Source organism: Ralstonia sp. UNC404CL21Col (assembly GCF_000620465.1).
GTDB classification, from domain to species: domain Bacteria; phylum Pseudomonadota; class Gammaproteobacteria; order Burkholderiales; family Burkholderiaceae; genus Ralstonia; species Ralstonia flatus.
On the sequence record NZ_KK211140.1, the window covers coordinates 892,121 to 908,957 of the forward strand.

The 16,837-nt window shown below is 64.1% G+C and carries 12 protein-coding genes; 5 read left to right on the plus strand and 7 right to left on the minus strand.

The features are described 5' to 3' along the window. Positions 1-8: 8 nt before the first annotated feature. Positions 9-815, plus strand: a complete 807-nt coding sequence (gene hpaI / locus N511_RS0122185) for a 4-hydroxy-2-oxoheptanedioate aldolase (RefSeq protein WP_027681264.1) — start codon at positions 9-11, stop codon at positions 813-815. Positions 816-821: 6 nt separating this feature from the next. Here the strand turns inward: hpaI and hpaR are convergent, their stop codons facing one another. The 6 genes from hpaR to N511_RS0122215 all read right to left on the minus strand — a co-directional run bounded on the left by hpaR (position 822) and on the right by N511_RS0122215 (position 8,685). Next, a complete protein-coding gene (gene hpaR, locus N511_RS0122190) occupies positions 822-1,286 on the minus strand; it encodes a homoprotocatechuate degradation operon regulator HpaR (protein WP_027681265.1) in 465 nt (154 codons plus the stop codon). 11 nt (positions 1,287-1,297) lie between these two features. Further along, the gene (gene xth, locus N511_RS0122195) at positions 1,298-2,107 is read right to left on the minus strand and encodes an exodeoxyribonuclease III (protein ID WP_027681266.1); all 810 of its coding nucleotides are present in this window, start codon (positions 2,105-2,107) and stop codon (positions 1,298-1,300) included. Positions 2,108-2,258: 151 nt separating this feature from the next. Further along, a complete protein-coding gene (locus N511_RS0122200; RefSeq protein ID WP_027681267.1) occupies positions 2,259-4,373 on the minus strand; it encodes a M3 family metallopeptidase in 2,115 nt (704 codons plus the stop codon). 94 nt (positions 4,374-4,467) lie between these two features. Further along, positions 4,468-5,337 carry a bifunctional methylenetetrahydrofolate dehydrogenase/methenyltetrahydrofolate cyclohydrolase FolD gene (gene folD, locus N511_RS0122205; protein ID WP_027681268.1) on the minus strand — a complete coding sequence of 290 codons (870 nt, stop codon included), beginning with the start codon at positions 5,335-5,337 and terminating at the stop codon, positions 4,468-4,470. 95 nt (positions 5,338-5,432) lie between these two features. Next, the gene (locus N511_RS0122210; RefSeq protein ID WP_024975528.1) at positions 5,433-6,068 is read right to left on the minus strand and encodes a response regulator transcription factor; all 636 of its coding nucleotides are present in this window, start codon (positions 6,066-6,068) and stop codon (positions 5,433-5,435) included. A gap of 40 nt (positions 6,069-6,108) precedes the next feature. Beyond that, complete coding sequence (locus tag N511_RS0122215) at positions 6,109-8,685, minus strand: PAS domain S-box protein (protein WP_027681269.1); 2,577 nt, start codon at positions 8,683-8,685, stop codon at positions 6,109-6,111. 312 nt (positions 8,686-8,997) lie between these two features. Between N511_RS0122215 and aceE the strand changes: the two genes are divergently transcribed. The 4 genes from aceE to lpdA all read left to right on the plus strand — a co-directional run bounded on the left by aceE (position 8,998) and on the right by lpdA (position 16,033). Beyond that, on the plus strand, positions 8,998-11,688 hold the full coding sequence (gene aceE, locus N511_RS0122220; RefSeq protein WP_027681270.1) for a pyruvate dehydrogenase (acetyl-transferring), homodimeric type: 2,691 nt from the start codon (positions 8,998-9,000) through the stop codon (positions 11,686-11,688). 153 nt (positions 11,689-11,841) lie between these two features. After that, positions 11,842-13,515: a dihydrolipoyllysine-residue acetyltransferase gene (gene aceF, locus N511_RS0122225; RefSeq protein ID WP_027681271.1), complete on the plus strand. Its 1,674-nt coding sequence runs from the start codon at positions 11,842-11,844 to the stop codon at positions 13,513-13,515. 105 nt (positions 13,516-13,620) lie between these two features. Next, positions 13,621-14,193 carry an MFS transporter gene (locus N511_RS0122230; protein ID WP_027681272.1) on the plus strand — a complete coding sequence of 191 codons (573 nt, stop codon included), beginning with the start codon at positions 13,621-13,623 and terminating at the stop codon, positions 14,191-14,193. A gap of 58 nt (positions 14,194-14,251) precedes the next feature. Then, complete coding sequence (lpdA, locus tag N511_RS0122235; RefSeq protein WP_027681273.1) at positions 14,252-16,033, plus strand: dihydrolipoyl dehydrogenase; 1,782 nt, start codon at positions 14,252-14,254, stop codon at positions 16,031-16,033. Positions 16,034-16,147: 114 nt separating this feature from the next. Here lpdA and N511_RS0122240 read toward each other — a convergent pair whose 3' ends face one another. After that, positions 16,148-16,708 (minus strand): hypothetical protein, encoded by a 561-nt coding sequence (locus tag N511_RS0122240; RefSeq protein WP_027681274.1) that lies wholly within the window; start codon positions 16,706-16,708, stop codon positions 16,148-16,150. Positions 16,709-16,837: the final 129 nt, after the last annotated feature.

Consider the following 16,837-nt stretch of genomic DNA (forward strand, 5'->3'; position numbering starts at 1 on the left):
TCCTCGCCATGCAGCTTCCGGTGAACAACTTCAAGCGCGCGCTGGCCGAGCGCCGGCCGCAGATTGGCCTGTGGCTCGCAATGACGCATCCGTACCCGGCAGAAATTGTTGCCTGCGCCGGCTTCGACTGGCTGCTGATCGATAACGAGCACGCGCCGAATCAATTGCAATCGACGCTCGCGCAATTGCAGGCCGTTGCACCCTACGCATCGCATCCCATCGTGCGGCCTGCCTGGAACGATCCGGTCGAGATCAAGCGCCTGCTGGATATCGGCGCGCAGACACTGCTGGTGCCGATGGTCCAGAACGCCGACGAGGCGCATGCCGCCGTTGAGGCGATGCGCTATCCCCCGAACGGTATCCGCGGCGTCGGCAGTGCGCTGGCTCGTGCATCGCGCTGGAACCGTGTGGATGATTACCTCCACCAGGCCGATGCGCAGATGTGCACGCTTATCCAAGTCGAAACCGCGGAATCGCTTGAGCATCTCGATGCGATTCTCGCCGTGCAAGGCGTAGACGGCGTCTTCATTGGTCCTGGCGACCTGGCAGCGTCGATGGGGCATCTTGGAGCGCCGGGGCATCAGGAAGTCCGCAACGCGATCGACGGCGCCATTCAACGCATCGTCGCGTCCGGCAAGGCGGCGGGCATTCTGTCAGCCGATCAGGCGCAGGCGAAGCACTACCTGTCGCTGGGTGCGACGTTCGTTGCAGTCGGAACGGATGTCACGCTGCTGGCGCGCAGCGCAGAGCAACTGGCCAAGGCGTTCAAGGGAGAGAACGCCGCTCATCCCGAGTCAGCCGGCAGTGTGTATTGACGGGCGTTACTCGTCGCCGACGAAACGGCCCATCGGGGTGTGCGTTTCCATGAGCTGGATCGACTCATCGATCGCAGCGTAGAGCGCGTCCAGCCGCGCGCGGCCGAGCTGGGCTTCGATGCGTGCGTATTCCGCATCGACCTGCGGCTCCACGTCGGCCAGGAACTGGCGGCTTTTGGGGGTGAGGGAGATCACCTGGCGTCGCTGATCCACCGGCGACTTCGTGCGCACGATCATCTCGGATTGCTCCATCGCTGCCAGCATGCGCGTGAGGCTGGGGCTCAGGATCAGGCAGGCGTCGGCGAGCTGGTTGGGCTCCATGTCGCCGGTATCGTTGAGCGTACGCAGCACGCGCCATTGCTGCTCGGTGATGCCGCGCTCGCGCAGGATCGGCCGGAAGCGCGCCATGAACGTCTCACGCGCGCGCAGCAGGAGATGCGGCAGATTGCGGTGCTTGAAGGCGGAAGCCATGCAGGCGCTCCTTATGCGCTGCGCAAGGCGGCGACCACAGGCGTGTGGTCCGACGGCTGGTCCCACGTGCGCGGTACCCGGTCGATATGGCACGACTCGCACAGCTTGGCGAGTTCGGGCGACAGCATGATGTGGTCGATTCGCAGGCCCGCGTTGCGCTTGAAGCCGAACATGCGATAGTCCCACCACGAGAACAGCTTGTCTTCCTGCTCGAACATGCGGAAGGCATCGACGAGCCCGGCGCCTTGCATCGCCCGAAACGCCGCCCGCTCTTCCGGCGACACCAGGTTCTGACCCTCCCACTTTTTCGGATCGTGCACATCGCGGTCTTCGGGGGCGATGTTGAAATCGCCCAGCAGCATCAGGCGCGGGTTTGCTGCCAACTCGCTTGTCAGCCACGCCTGCAGCGCCTCCAGCCAGCGCAGCTTGTAGACGAACTTGTCGGAATCGAGCGCCTGTCCGTTCGGAATGTAGGCGGAGATCACGCGGACCGGGCCACCGTCCACGTCGTACGTCGCGGCCACGATGCGCTGCTGCTCGTCATCAAATCCCGGGATGTTCTTCACCACATCGCGGCCTTCAGGCACCGACGCCTTGCGCGCGAGGATGGCGACGCCGTTGTACGTCTTCTGACCGGTGAACAACGAGCTGTAGCCCGCGGCGTCCAACTCGGCGAGCGGGTAGCGGTCATCGGGCAGCTTGAGTTCCTGCAGGCAGAGCAGGTCGATGGGCGTGGCGTCGGCTTCGCGCTGGGCCAGCCATTGCAGCACGTGCGGTAGGCGCACCTTTAAAGAGTTAACGTTCCAGGTTGCGACACGCATGAGGGCTCGATCCTTGCAAATGGCAACGGCGCGCACTTTGGCGCCGTTCAGGGGTGCGATATTGTGCCATCAAGCGCTGCGGGCTCGAATGAAAACGCCGCTTCGGCACGGAGGCACGAAGCGGCGTTGTCACGCCTGGCCAAGCAGACCGTCAGGCGGTTTCCGCCACCATGCCGCCATGGCGCAGCAGTGCATCGATGCTCGGTGCGCGGCCGCGGAAGGCTGTGAACGATTCGATGGCCGGGCGGCTGCCGCCCACGGCCAGCACTTCACGGCGATAGCGGGCGCCGGTTTCCGCATCCAGCACCGAGCCCCCCAGCTTGCTCGCTTCCTCGAACGCGGCATAGGCATCCGCCGACAGCACTTCTGCCCACTTGTAGCTGTAGTAGCCCGCCGCATAGCCGCCGGCAAAGATGTGGCTGAACGTGTTCGGCCAGCGCGACAGCTCGGCCTGCGGCACGACGTGGAAGCGATTGTTGATCTGGCGCGACAGCTCCAGCACCGAGGTCGCGCCCTTCGGGTCGAAATCCGTGTGCAGGTGCATGTCGAACGCCGAGAACACGATCTGGCGCAGCGTCGCCATGCCGTTCTGGAAGTTCTTCGCGGCCAGCATGCTGTCGTACAGCTTGCGCGGCAGCGGTTCACCGGAATTCACATGGCGCGTCATGCGCGAGAGCACTTCCCATTCCCAGCAGAAGTTTTCCATGAACTGCGACGGCAGCTCCACCGCGTCCCATTCCACGCCGTTGATGCCCGACACGCCCAACTCATCCACCTGCGTGAGCATGTGGTGCAGGCCATGGCCGAACTCGTGGAATAGGGTGATGACTTCGTCGTGGGTGAACAGCGCGGGCTTGTTGCCGACCGGGCCGGAGAAGTTGCACGTGAGGTAAGCCACGGGGGTTTGCACGCCCGCATCGCCCAGCAGCTTGCGACCGCGCGCGTCGTCCATCCACGCACCGCCGCGCTTGCCTTCGCGCGCGTAGAGGTCGATGTAGAACTGCGCGAGCAGCTCGCCCTGTGCCGATTCGACGCGGAAGAAGCGGACGTCCGGGTGCCATACCTCAGCCGCCTCCGGTTGGATCTTCACCGAGAACAGCGTCTGCACGACGTTGAACAGGCCGTCCAGCACGGCAGGTTCGGGGAAGTACTGCTTCACCTCCTGCTCGGAAAACGCGTAGCGCGCTTCGCGCAGCTTTTCCGACGCGTACGCCATGTCCCACGGTTCGAGCTTGTCGATGCCGAGTGTGGTCTTGGCGAACGCCTGCAGTTCTTCCCAATCCTTCTCGGCGAACGGACGGGCGCGGTCGGCCAGTTCGCCCAGGAAGCGCAGCACATCTTCGGGCGAGTCGGCCATTTTCGGCACGAGCGACACTTCGCCGAAATTGCGATAGCCCAGCATGTGCGCTTCTTCGGCGCGCAGCGCGAGCTGTTCGGCCATGTTGGCGGTGTTGTCCCACTCGGCCTTGCCGCCGCCGTACTGTGCGCCCAGTTCGGACGCACGCGTGACGTTGGCTTCGTACAGCGTGCGGCGCAGCGCGCGGTCGTTCGCATATTGCAGCACCGGGAAATACGAGGGGAAGTGCAGCGAGAACTTCCAGCCGGTCGCCTCGGGATTATCGCGGCGCGCAGCTTCCTGGGCGGCCTGCTTGGCGTCTTCGGGCAAACCGGCCAGGCGCGCTTCGTCGTCGATGACGAGCGCGTAGGCGTTGGTCGCGTCCAAAACGTGGTCGCTGAAGGCCTTGGTCAACTGCGCCTGCTGTTCCTGAATCGCCGCAAAGCGCGGCTTCTGGTCTTCGGGCAGTTCTGCGCCGCCCAGGCGGAACCCGCGCAGTTCGTTCTCAAGCAGCTTCCTGCGCGCGGGCGACAGCGTGGCGTATTCGGCGCTGTCGGCAATCGCCTTGTACTTTTCGAACAGTTCCAGATCCTGACCCAGGCCCGACCAGAATTCGGTCACGCGCGGCAGATTGGCGGCATGCGCTTCGCGCAGCTCCGGCGTGTCGGCGACGGCGCTCAGGTGGCTGACGATGCCCCAGGCGCGGCCCAGCGGTTCGGTGGCGTCTTCGAGTGCGGTGACGACGGTGTTCCAGCTGACGGGCGTGGCCGGGTCTTTGACCTGCGCCACCGCCGATGCGGCGCGCTCGAGCAGCACGTCGACGGCCGGCGTGATGTGTTCGGGGCGGATGTCCGCAAAGCGCGGCAGACCAGAAAAATCGAGCAGCGGATTGTTGGCCGGGGTGGCAACCTTGGGCGAAATATCGGTCATGGCGGGCTCGGTAGAGAAATTCGGCGGACAAAAAAAGCGTCCGATCCAACAGGTGGGGACGCTTTTTCCGTTTCCAACTGGATCAGGGTGAAGCTTACGCCGCCAGGGCGGCTCCTTCAGCAGCGCGCTCGGCGGCTTCCAGGGTGTTGATCAGCAGCATGGTGATCGTCATCGGGCCGACGCCACCCGGCACCGGCGTGATGTAGCCGGCAACTTCCTTGACACCGGCAAAGTCGACGTCGCCGCACAGCTTGCCGGCATCGTCGCGGTTCATGCCGACGTCGATGACGACCGCGCCCGGCTTGACCATGTCGGCGGTGATGATGTTGCGGCGGCCCACGGCGGCCACGATGATGTCGGCCTCTCGCGTGTGTGCGGCCAGATCGCGCGTCTTGCTGTTGCAGATGGTGATGGTGGCGCCGGCCTGCAGCAGCAGCATCGCCATCGGCTTGCCGACGATGTTGGAGGCGCCGACCACCACCGCATTGGCGCCGCGCACCGGGTAGTTGATCGATTCCAGCATCTTCATGCAGCCGTACGGCGTGCACGGGCGGAACAGCGGGGCGCCGGTCATCAGCGCGCCGGCATTGGCCACGTGGAAACCGTCGACGTCTTTTTCAGGCGCGATGGCTTCGAGCACCTTGTGGCTGTCGATGTGCTCGGGTAGCGGCAGCTGGACCAGGATGCCGTGGATGCGCGGGTCGCGGTTCAGTGCGTCGATGCGGCCGAGCAGGTCGGCTTCGGACAGGTCAGCGGGGTAGCGGTCGAAGCTGGACAGGAAGCCGTTGTCTTCGCACGCCTTGATCTTGTTGCGTACATAGACCTGGCTGGCCGGGTCTTCGCCGACGAGGATGACGGCGAGGCCGGGCTGGTGGCCGCGCGCGGTCAGGGCAGCAGCGCGTTGTGCGGCCTCGGCGCGGAGTTGTTTGGCAAGCGCGTTGCCGTCAATGAGTTGGGCGGTCATGGCTGGGCGGAGGAGGGAGAGGGCAAACCGCGATTATAAATCGCCGCCTCCCTTCCGGCCGCCCGGATGATCGCCTGGTTTTTCCTGCAGCCGAATCAGGCGTTGCGCGACAGGGCCAGGCGCAGCAGGTCTGCCACGGTGTTCACGTTGAGCTTTTCCATGATGTTGGCGCGGTGCGCTTCCACCGTCTTGATGGAAATGCCCAGATCGTCGGCGATCTGCTTGTTCAGGCGGCCGGCCACGATGCGCTCCAGGACTTGCTGCTCGCGCGTGGTCAGGCGGCCGAGCAGGTCCTTGGCGGCCTTTTGTTCGCGGGCGACCGAGTCTTCGCTGCGGGCCTTGCTGAGCATGCGTTCAACCAGCTCGCGCAGTTCGGATTCGTCGAAGGGCTTTTCGATGAAGTCGACCGCGCCTTTCTTCATGGTCGACACTGCCATCGGCACGTCGCCGTGGCCCGTGACGAACACGATCGGCATGCGGCTGTTTTCGGCCAGCAGGCGGTCTTGCAGCTCGGGGCCGCTCATGCCTTGCATGCGCACGTCGAGGATCAGGCAGCCGACGCCTTCGCCGCGTTTGTCGTCGACCAGGAATTCTTCGGCGCTGCGGTACGTGCGAACGGTGTAGCCGTTGCCTTCGAGCAGCCAGGTCAACGAGTCACGCATGGCTTCATCGTCATCGACGACGAACACGGTTTCGTTGCGCGGCGCAACTGCGGCGGGCGTTGTGCTCATGGAGGAGTCCTCGGTCTACGTTCTATGTTTTAAAAACGATTTACAGCGGATTCAGCGGCAGGATGATTTTAAACGTACAGCCGATGCCATCGGCGTTGTTTTCTACCCAGAGTCTGCCGAGGTGGGATTCTATGATGGAGCGGCAGATATTCAGCCCCATCCCCATGCCGTCGGATTTGGTACTGAAGAACGGCTCGAACAGCCGCTCCTTGGTGCTGTCGTCTACGCCCGGGCCTTGGTCGATCACCTCGATCAGCACGGAATTTTCCGGGTCGTTGATCAGGTTGGCGTGCAGGCGCAGGACGCTGGCGGCACGCAGGCGCGGGTGCGCGGCCATGGCTTCGGCGGCGTTCTTGAGCAGGTTGACGAGCACCTGCTCGATCAGTACCGGATCGACGTACAGATGCGGCAGGTCGCCCGGCAGGCGCGTGAGGATGGTGATACCGCGCCGCGTGGCCTCCAATTCGGCCAGGCCGACGGCGTCGGCGACGATGTCGCGCAGGTCGGATTCGCGCCGCTGCGGCTGGCTGCGTTTCACGAAGCCGCGGATGCGCTGGATGATGGTGCCGGCACGCACGGCCTGGGCGGACGTCTTTTCCAGCACCGGGATCAGTTCTTCCGGCGTGCTGCGCCCGGACTTCAGGCGGCCGACCGCACCCATGCAGTAGTTGTTGATGGCCGCCAGCGGCTGGTTCAACTCGTGCGCCAGCGACGACGCCATCTCGCCCATCGTCGTCAGGCGGCTGGTGAACTGGAGGCGCTCTTCGTGCTGGCGCGTCATCTCTTCAGCGGCCTTGCGCACGGTGATGTCCGTGGCGATCTGCATCTGCGCGAGGTGGCCGTCGACCCACTGGATGTAGCGGCGCCGCACTTCAAACCATTTCTGCATCGACGGCACGTAGATTTCCCGCGCGTCCGCCGCGTGCGGCGTCAGTTCGGAGGCCGGCAAGCCGGCGTAGGCGTCGACCAGGTCGAGCGCATCGCTGGACACGTCTTCGGTGTTGACGTCGTTGCCGGAGAGCTGCAGGTGGCCGAACGCTTCCCAGCCGAAGAGCTGGCGGTAGTAGCGGTTGGCGAACAGCAGTTCGGCCTTGTCGGTCGAGAGCACTGACACGGCCGCGTCCAGGCTCTCGAGCACCGTGGTGAAGCGGTCGTGCGCGGCGGCCAGGTCTTCGCGGGCGCGCTTGGGCTCGGTGATGTCCGTGATGGAACTCATCCAGCCCGTATGCCGGCCGCGTGCGTCGATCAGCGGCGAGACGTACATCCGCGCATAGAAACTCGTGCCGTCACGGCGCATCATGCGCAATTCCATGCCGTTGGCGGGCGCCTTGCCGCGCAGGGTCAGCTCGATGTGCTTCTGCATCTCGCCGATCTCGTTGGGCGGCCAATACGGGAACGGCGGCATGCGGCCGACCAATTCGGCCTCCGTCCAGCCGATCATGCGGCAGAAGGCCGGGTTCACGTAGGTGATGCGGCCGTTGAGGTCGAGCGAACGCATGCCGATCACCATGGAGTTTTCCATGGCGCGTCGGAACGAGGTCTCTGCCAGGAGCGCGCGTTGGGCTTCCGAGCGGCGGCTGGTGTGGCGCCACACGCTCCAGAGGCTCCAGATCACGAAGCACGACAGGCCCGCCACCAGCCACATCAGCATGTTGTTGGGCAGGTTGGACGGGGCCGGATATGCCTCGGCCCGCAACGACAGCGAATGGCCCGGCGGATCCAGCAGCACTTCATACGACGCGGCGGCCTTGGGCACCGGTCGCAACGAGGTGCTCGCGCGGACCACGTTGTTCTTGTCGACCAGCGAGAAGCGATAACGGTCGGTCAGCTCGCCAGGCAGCAGCTGCGTGAGGATGCCCGTGACCGAATACATGGCGCCCACCGTGCCGAGGAATTCGTTGTCGCGCACGATTGGGACTTCCATGAGCATGAAGCTCTCGCCGCGCTCGTTCTGGATGGGGCGGGAGTAGACGGCGCGCTGCGTTTCCCGGGCAGCGTCGTAGGCAGATTGGATTTCGGGTTCGAGCGGATGGTCGCGCGTTTCGCGCACGCGTGCGGTGAATTCGGAATTTGATGGGAACGCCCAGCGCGGGCGGCGCGTGGCATCCAGCCAATTGATGAAGACGAGTTCCGGGTTCTCACGCAGAAGCTGGCGGGCGGCATCGCGATAGGCGCTCGGGTCGAGCTGCGCGGCACCAATGTCGCGCGCGAGGGCGGCCACCTGGTCCTGGTTGCTTTGCAGTGACAGGCGGACCTTCTGCTCCGCCCAGGCGGCATCGCGGTAGAGGGCGTCGCGCTGCTGCTGCACCTCGGTGGCGTGCAACTGATACAGGATGAAAATCATCGCGCCGGCAAACAGGACGATCGCCACCAGCGGGATGAACATGAACCAGTTGGTCGTCCACAGGCGGCCCAGGCGCGTCAGCCAGAGGCGCCGCGGCACGTTCGGGCGCACGGCTTCGTCCGAGGGCAGTTCCGGCGCGTTCACGGAAATGCGCGCAGGCGCGGCAGGCGTTGACGGCTCGGACTTGGCGGCCGGGTCCTGCGAAGCGTGGGAGGGGGCAAGCATGATGGGCGGACGAACGCCGGAATTCTGCGGAGGTAAGGGAGTGGACATCTGTGCAACTGCGCAAAACTAAGTGTAACGGCAATCAACTTGCGGGTCGCTTGGGGAAACCGCTTGGTGAGGTGTTCTGAGCGCTCAATAAATGCTGCAGTGCAATGTCAAAAGTGATTTGTTTTGCATCGCCGCAATATTCCACATTATAAAAAACCATATCGCAATTTGAAAATTCCGCTTGTGCTGCATTTGCGGGTGCCCATAGAATCAGCGCAAAAGTCGGGGTGGTCCTTGCGCGCGTGCAAACGTGCGTGCGAAAGACGCCCCACAAGAGACGCAACTACCGTTACTGCTACCAAGGAGACCGCCATGTCGGCCGTACCAGAACAAGTCCTGGGTGCCACGAGCGCCAGCGACGCTGATCCCCAGGAAACCAAGGAATGGCTGGAGGCGCTGCAAGGCGTCATCGGCGCGGAAGGCCCGCAGCGCGCGGCATTCCTCCTTGATAAGCAGATCGAGTACGCACGCATCAACGGCGTGACGTCTCCGCTGCACGCAGAAACCCCCTACATCAATACGATCCCGGTCGAGAACCAGGACCGCATTCCTGGCAACCAGGAAATCGAGCACCGCATCCGTTCGTATACGCGCTGGAACGCCATGGCGATGGTGCTGCGTGCGAACAAGGACACGAACGTCGGCGGGCATATCTCGTCGTTCGCTTCGGCGGCCACGCTGTATGACGTCGGCTACAACCACTTCTGGCACGCCCCGTCGGACAAGCACGGCGGCGACATGGTCTTCGTGCAGGGCCACTCGGCGCCGGGCGTGTATTCGCGTGCCTTCCTGCTGGGCCGCCTGACCGAAGAGCAACTCGACAACTTCCGCCAGGAAGTCGACGGCAAGGGCATCTCGTCGTATCCGCATCCGTGGCTGATGCCGGATTTCTGGCAGTTCCCGACCGTGTCGATGGGCCTGGGCCCGATCATGGCGATCTACCAGGCGCGCTTCACTAAGTACCTGGCCAGCCGCGGCCTGATCCAGAACTGGGAAAACCGCAAGGTCTGGGCGTTCCTGGGCGACGGTGAAACCGACGAGCCGGAATCGCTGGGCGCGATCGGCATGGCCGGCCGTGAAAAGCTGGACAACCTCGTCTTCGTGATCAACTGCAACCTGCAGCGCCTGGACGGCCCGGTGCGCGGCAACGGCAAGATCATCCAGGAGCTGGAATCGGAATTCCGCGGCGCCGGCTGGAACGTCATCAAGGTCATCTGGGGCAGCCGTTGGGATCAGCTGCTTGCCCGCGACACCAAGGGCCTGCTGATGAGCCGCATGATGGAATGCGTCGACGGCGAGTACCAGACCTTCAAGTCGAAGAGCGGCGCCTATGTGCGCGAGCACTTCTTCAACACGCCGGAACTCAAGGCCATGGTGGCCGACTGGTCCGACGACGACATCTGGGCGCTGAACCGCGGTGGCCATGATCCGCACAAGATCTACGCGGCATTCCAGTCGGCGACCAACCACAAGGGCCAGCCGACCGTCATTCTCGCCAAGACCATCAAGGGCTATGGCATGGGCGAAGCCGGCGAGGCGATGAACATCGCCCACCAGCAGAAGAAGATGCCGGTGGATGCCATCCGCAAGCTGCGTGATCGCTTCAATATTCCGGTCGCCGACGACCAGCTCGAGCACGTTCCGTACGTCAAGTTCGAAGAGGGCTCGAAGGAACTCGAATACATGCGCAAGGCGCGCATGGACCTCGGCGGCTACCTGCCGGCCCGTCGCCAGAAGGCCGACCCGCTGCAGGTTCCGGCGCTGTCTGCGTTCGACGCGTTGCTCAAGGCCACCGGTGAAGGCCGCGAAGTGTCCACGACGATGGCGTTCGTGCGCATTCTGAACATCCTGCTGAAAGACAAGAACATCGGTAAGCACGTTGTGCCCATCGTGCCGGATGAGTCGCGTACGTTCGGCATGGAAGGTCTGTTCCGCCAGGTCGGCATCTGGAACCAGGAAGGCCAGAAGTACGTGCCGCAGGATCACGACCAGCTGATGTTCTACAAGGAATCGCAGACGGGTCAGGTGCTGCAGGAAGGCATCAACGAAGCCGGCGCCATGTGCGACTGGATCGCCGCCGCGACGTCGTATTCGACGCATGGCGTGGCGATGATCCCGTTCTACATCTACTACTCGATGTTCGGCATCCAGCGTATCGGCGACCTCTGCTGGGCCGCCGGCGACATGCGCTCGCGCGGCTTCCTGCTGGGCGGCACCGCTGGCCGCACCACGCTGAACGGCGAAGGCCTGCAGCACGAAGACGGCCACTCGCACGTGTACCACGCCGCCATCCCGAACTGCATCTCGTATGACCCGACCTTCCAGTACGAACTGGCGGTGGTGATGCAAGACGGCCTGCGCCGCATGTATGTCGAGCAGGAAGACGTCTATTACTACCTGACGGTGATGAACGAGAACTACGAGCACCCGGAAATGCCGGCGGGTGTCGAGGCCGACATCATCAAGGGGATGTACCAGTTCAAGAAGGGCGTCGAAAACAGCAACGCGCCGCGCGTGCAACTGCTGGGCTCGGGCACGATCTTCCGTGAAGTGATTGCCGCGGCTGATCTGCTGAAGAAGGACTGGGGCGTGGAGTCGGACCTGTGGGGCTGCCCGAGCTTTACCGAGCTGGCCCGCGAAGGCAACGCCATCGCACGCTGGAACCTGCTCAACCCGACCGAGCCGCAACGCGAGTCGCACGTTGAGAAGCTGCTCAAGAACGCACGCGGCCCGGTCATCGCATCGACTGATTACGTTCGTACGTTCGCCGAGCAGATCCGCGCCTTCGTGCCGCGTCGCTACGTGGTGCTGGGCACCGACGGCTTCGGCCGTTCGGATACCCGCGAGAAGCTGCGCCACTTCTTCGAGGTGGATCGCTACTGGGTGACGGTCGCGTCGCTCAAGGCACTCGCCGACGAAGGCGTGCTGCCGCGCGAAAAGGTGGCCGAGGCACTGAAGAAGTACAACCTCGATCCGAACAAGCCCAACCCGATGACCGTATAACGGAGCCGCCGGGCGCGTGGGTTGCGTCCCGGCCGGGCACCGCCCCGACAGACTTCCCGCAACGTGCATTTGCCTGCACGATGCGGTAGCCTGCGGGGCAACGCGTGTCCGCCGCCGGATGCTCTCGCCGCCAGACCCTCTGGAGACAGAAGAATGAGTCAAGTCGTAGAAATCAAGGTGCCGGACATCGGCGACTACAAAGACGTCCCGGTGATCGAAGTGCTGGTCAAGGCGGGCGATACCGTCAACGCCGAGGATTCGCTGGTTACGCTGGAATCGGACAAGGCGACCATGGACGTGCCCTCGCCCAAGAGCGGCATCGTCAAGGAAGTGAAGATCAAGGTGGGTGACACCGTGTCGGAAGGCTCGCTGGTGCTGCTGCTCGAAGAGCAGGGCGCTGCTGCCGCACCGGCCCCGGCACCTCAAGCTGCGCCCGCACCGGCTCCGGCCGCTCCTGCACCGGCACCCGCACCGGCCGCGCAAGCTCCGGCCCCTGCGCCGGCTGCCGCCGGCGGCGGCACGATCGAAGTGAAGGTGCCGGACATTGGCGACTACACCGACGTGCCGGTCATCGAGATCAGCGTGAAGGTGGGCGACAAGGTGGAAGCCGAGCAGTCGCTGATCACGCTCGAGTCGGACAAGGCCACGATGGATGTGCCGTCGCCGGCCGCCGGTACCGTCAAGGACATCCGCGTGAAGGTGGGCGATGCCGTGTCGCAAGGCACGCTGATCGTGGTGCTGGAGGGCGCAGGCGGTGCAGCTGCTGCGCCGGCACCTGCGCAAGCCCCAGTACCGGCACCCGTAGCCGCACCGGCGGCCGCTACACCGAGCCCGGCCCCCGCGGCTGCTCCGGCCGCGGCGCCTGCTACGTACACCGCTGACACCGTGGGTACGGTTGGCAAGGCCGCCCATGCCAGCCCCTCCGTGCGCAAATACGCGCGCGAGCTGGGCGTCAACGTGAACCTCGTTGGCGGCACGGGCCCGAAGAACCGCATCACGCAGGAAGACGTGCAACGCTACGTCAAGGGCGTGATGAGCGGCCAAGCTGCTGCGCCGGGCAAGGCTGCGGCTGGCGCACCGGCTGGCGGTGGCGAACTGAATCTGCTGCCATGGCCGAAGGTCGACTTCACCAAGTTCGGCCCGGTCGATCCGAAGCCGCTGTCGCGCATCAAGAAGATTTCCGGTGCGAACCTGCACCGCAACTGGGTCATGATCCCGCACGTCACCAACAACGACGAAGCGGACATCACCGAGCTGGAAGCCTTCCGCGTGCAGATGAACAAGGACCACGAAAAGGCCGGCGTGAAGTTCACCATGCTGGCGTTCGTGATCAAGGCGGTCGTGGGCGCGCTGAAGAAATTCCCGACGTTCAACGCGAGCCTGGACGGCGACAACCTGGTCTTCAAGCAGTACTTCCACATCGGCTTTGCGGCCGATACGCCGAATGGGCTGGTGGTGCCGGTGATCCGCGATGCGGACAAGAAGGGCCTGATCGACATCGCGAAGGAAATGGCCGACCTGTCGAAGGCAGCCCGCGAAGGCAAACTCAAGCCGGACCAGATGCAAGGCGGCTGCTTCTCGATCTCGTCGCTGGGCGGCATTGGCGGCACGCACTTCACGCCGATCATCAACGCGCCGGAAGTGGCCATCCTGGGTCTGTCGCGCGGCTATCAAAAGCCTGTTTGGGACGGCAAGCAGTTCGTGCCGCGCCTGACGCTGCCGCTGTCGCTGTCGTACGATCACCGCGTGATCGACGGCGCGGAGGCTGCGCGCTTCAACGCGTATCTGGCCAGCGTGCTGGCGGACTTCCGCCGCGTCAGCCTGTAAGCCCACGCGGGCGCGGCACGCATCTGGCTTCGGGCCTGTGCGTGCCGGCCCGGTTGGGTTTGCAGCGGTCGGCGGACTGGTCAGTGGACTGATGGCGAGGACGACATGACGACGTGCGTGGTGGTCAAGAAAGACGGCGAAGTAGCCATTGCGGCCGATTCGCTGGTGACATTCGGTGATACGCGCTTGGCGCGTGGTTACGAGCAGAACCAGAAGATCTTCCAGGTGGGCGATTCGCTGATCGCTCTGGCGGGCACAACGGCCCACTTTCCGGTCATGCGCAGTCTGCTGGCCGGGCTGGCCGATGAGTGCCGCCTCGGTACGCGCGACGACGTCTTCCGGACCTTCCTCAAGGTGCATGAAAAGCTCAAGGACGAGTATTTCGTCAACACCAAGGAAGACGACGACGACCCTTACGAGTCGTCGCAGATCACCTGCCTGATCGCCAACGCCACCGGCATCTACGGCGTGTATTCGTACCGCGAGGTGTTTTCGTTCGACCGCTTCTGGGGCATCGGCTCGGGGCGCAATTTTGCGCTGGGGGCCATGTCGGCGGTGTACGACATGCCGGGCAAGTCGGCGGCGGACGTTGCCCAGGTGGGCGTATCCGCAGGCGTGGAGTTCGACAAGAGTTCGGGCGGCCCGATCGAAGTGCACACAGTCCGTCTGCAGGATTGAAAAGCGTCAGCGGGCCCGGGCGATGCCGGGCGCCGACGACAAGAACAAGGAGTCAGGAATGAGCGTGGTGGAAATCAAGGTGCCGGACATCGGCGACTACAAGGACGTGGACGTCATTGAAGTGATGGTGAAGGCGGGCGATGCCGTCACCGTCGATCAGGCGCTGATCACGCTGGAAACCGACAAGGCCACCATGGACGTGCCGTCGGATGTGGCCGGCAAGATTGTCGAAGTCAAGATCAAGGTGGGCGACAAGGTCAGCCAAGGCACGGTGATCGCCACGGCGGAAGCCGGTGCGGCGGCAGCTCCGGCGCCTGCTCAAGCACCGGCTCCGGCCGCCACGCCCGCTGCAGCACCCGCCGCATCGGCCCCCGCTCCGCAAGCGGCCAAGCATGCCGGCGGCGCCGACATTGAATGCGAAATGCTCGTCCTCGGCTCGGGCCCCGGCGGCTATTCGGCAGCCTTCCGCAGCGCCGATCTCGGCATGAACACTGTGCTGGTGGAGCGCTTCTCTACGCTGGGCGGCGTCTGCCTGAACGTGGGTTGTATCCCGTCGAAGGCGCTGCTGCACACGGCGGCCGTCATGGACGAAGTGAAGGCGATGGCCGCACACGGCATTGTCTACAGCGAGCCCACGGTTGATATCAACCAGCTGCGCAAGCACAAGGAATCCGTCATCGGCAAGCTGACCGGCGGGCTGGCCGGCATGGCCAAGGCACGCAAGGTGCAGGTCGTGCGCGGTGTCGGTGCGTTCCTGGACCCGAACCACCTCGAAGTGCAGCTGACGGACGGCGACGGCAAGGCAACCACGGGCGAGAAGAAGGTCATCCGTTTTGCCAAGGCGATCATCGCTGCAGGCAGCGAGGCCGTGAAGCTGCCGTTCATTCCGGAAGATCCGCGCATCGTCGATTCGACCGGCGCGCTGGAATTGCGCGAAGTGCCGGCCAAGATGCTGGTCATCGGCGGCGGCATCATCGGCCTGGAAATGGCGACGGTGTACAGCACGCTGGGCGCCCGCATCGACGTGGTGGAAATGCTCGACGGCCTGATGCAGGGCGCTGACCGCGACCTCGTCAAGGTGTGGGACAAGATGAACAAGAGCCGCTTCGACAAGGTCATGCTCAAGACCAAGACGGTCGGCGTTGAAGCCAAGCCGGACGGCATCTACGTCAAGTTCGAGGGCGAAGCCGCACCGGCCGAGCCGCAACGCTATGACATGGTGCTGGTGGCTGTGGGCCGCGCGCCGAACGGCAAGCGCATCGGCGCGGAAAAGGCCGGCGTGGCCGTGACGGACCGTGGCTTCATCGACGTGGACAAGCAGCAGCGCACGAATGTGCCGCACATCTTCGCGATCGGCGACATCGTCGGGCAGCCGATGCTGGCACATAAGGCCGTGCATGAGGGCCACGTGGCAGCCGAAGCCGCACACGGCGAGAAGGCGTATTTCGATGCCAAGCAGATTCCGTCGGTGGCCTATACCGATCCGGAAGTGGCTTGGGCAGGGCTGACGGAAGAGCAGTGCAAGGCGCAGGGCATCAAGTACGGCAAGGGCGTGTTCCCTTGGGCGGCTTCGGGCCGGGCCATTGCCAACGGCCGCGACGAGGGTTTCACCAAGCTGATCTTCGACGAGGAAACTCACCGCATTATCGGTGGCGGCATCGTTGGCACGCATGCGGGTGACCTCATCGGCGAGGTTTGCCTAGCCATCGAGATGGGCGCGGACGCCGTGGATATCGGCAAGACCATCCACCCGCACCCCACGTTGGGTGAGTCGGTGGGAATGGCTGCGGAAATCTATGAAGGCGTTTGCACGGATGTGCCGCCGGCTCGTAAGCGCTGAATTGCAATTAACCGCCAGGATTTAGAGGCAACTCCGAAGTCTGGCCGGCAAGAAGAAGGGCCGCTCGATTGGGCGGCCCTTTTCCTTTGTTGCGGCGCTGAGTCCCGAGGCAAGTCAATGCCGAGGCCCGGCCGGGCGCCGATGTCGGCGGAGCAGGCGTAGCGCCGCAGTGAGACGGCGCCACATTTGCTGCATCAACCCATGCCGCCGGGCTCGCCAGACGGCAATTCGTACCTGAAGGGCTTGCCAAGTCGGTGTCGACTGCAGGGCAGCCACCATCCGCCGTTTCCAAGCGAGGAAGGCGAATTCCCAGCGGGCATACCAGACGATTGTATGCAACTGCGGTCGTACGGCGGAATAGATGCGCACGCCCAGACCGGTACTGATGATTTTCGCTGCGATCAGCACAAACGTCCCTGCAATGACATGGCCTCGCGCCAGCACATAGACGGCGGCCAGCTTGAACGGCAGCAACGCCAACATCGGCAGGGCAAACGCGCAGAGGGCTTCGATCGGCTCGAGCTGCGCCAACTTTCGCTCCGCGGCTTGGACCCACGGATGCGCCGCCAGGCGGGCAGTGGCCCGCTGCATCACGTTCCAGATCCATTCTTCCAGCAACAGGATGAGCGCCGCCGTGACGATCAGACTGCGCTTGACCAGGGATTCGCGAGACATTGGGAGTAAAAAGGGGGCGGGGGCCGCAATACAGAATGGAGCGTCTGCTGCCTGCAAAAGTTCGCAATTTGAAGGCACGAGACGTTTCCAGCGCACACAAAAAACCCGGCCGAAGCCGGGCTAAAGGTA

Coding starts and splice junctions, on each gene's coding strand:
- N511_RS0122215 (WP_027681269.1), bottom strand. CDS start 8,685: ATGTCCACTCCCTTACCTCCGCAGAATTCCGGCGTTCGTCCGCCCATC.
- hpaR (WP_027681265.1), bottom strand. CDS start 1,286: ATGGCTTCCGCCTTCAAGCACCGCAATCTGCCGCATCTCCTGCTGCGC.
- aceF (WP_027681271.1), top strand. CDS start 11,842: ATGAGTCAAGTCGTAGAAATCAAGGTGCCGGACATCGGCGACTACAAA.
- xth (WP_027681266.1), bottom strand. CDS start 2,107: ATGCGTGTCGCAACCTGGAACGTTAACTCTTTAAAGGTGCGCCTACCG.
- folD (WP_027681268.1), bottom strand. CDS start 5,337: ATGACCGCCCAACTCATTGACGGCAACGCGCTTGCCAAACAACTCCGC.
- N511_RS0122240 (WP_027681274.1), bottom strand. CDS start 16,708: ATGTCTCGCGAATCCCTGGTCAAGCGCAGTCTGATCGTCACGGCGGCG.
- N511_RS0122210 (WP_024975528.1), bottom strand. CDS start 6,068: ATGAGCACAACGCCCGCCGCAGTTGCGCCGCGCAACGAAACCGTGTTC.
- hpaI (WP_027681264.1), top strand. CDS start 9: ATGCAGCTTCCGGTGAACAACTTCAAGCGCGCGCTGGCCGAGCGCCGG.
- lpdA (WP_027681273.1), top strand. CDS start 14,252: ATGAGCGTGGTGGAAATCAAGGTGCCGGACATCGGCGACTACAAGGAC.
- N511_RS0122200 (WP_027681267.1), bottom strand. CDS start 4,373: ATGACCGATATTTCGCCCAAGGTTGCCACCCCGGCCAACAATCCGCTG.
- N511_RS0122230 (WP_027681272.1), top strand. CDS start 13,621: ATGACGACGTGCGTGGTGGTCAAGAAAGACGGCGAAGTAGCCATTGCG.
- aceE (WP_027681270.1), top strand. CDS start 8,998: ATGTCGGCCGTACCAGAACAAGTCCTGGGTGCCACGAGCGCCAGCGAC.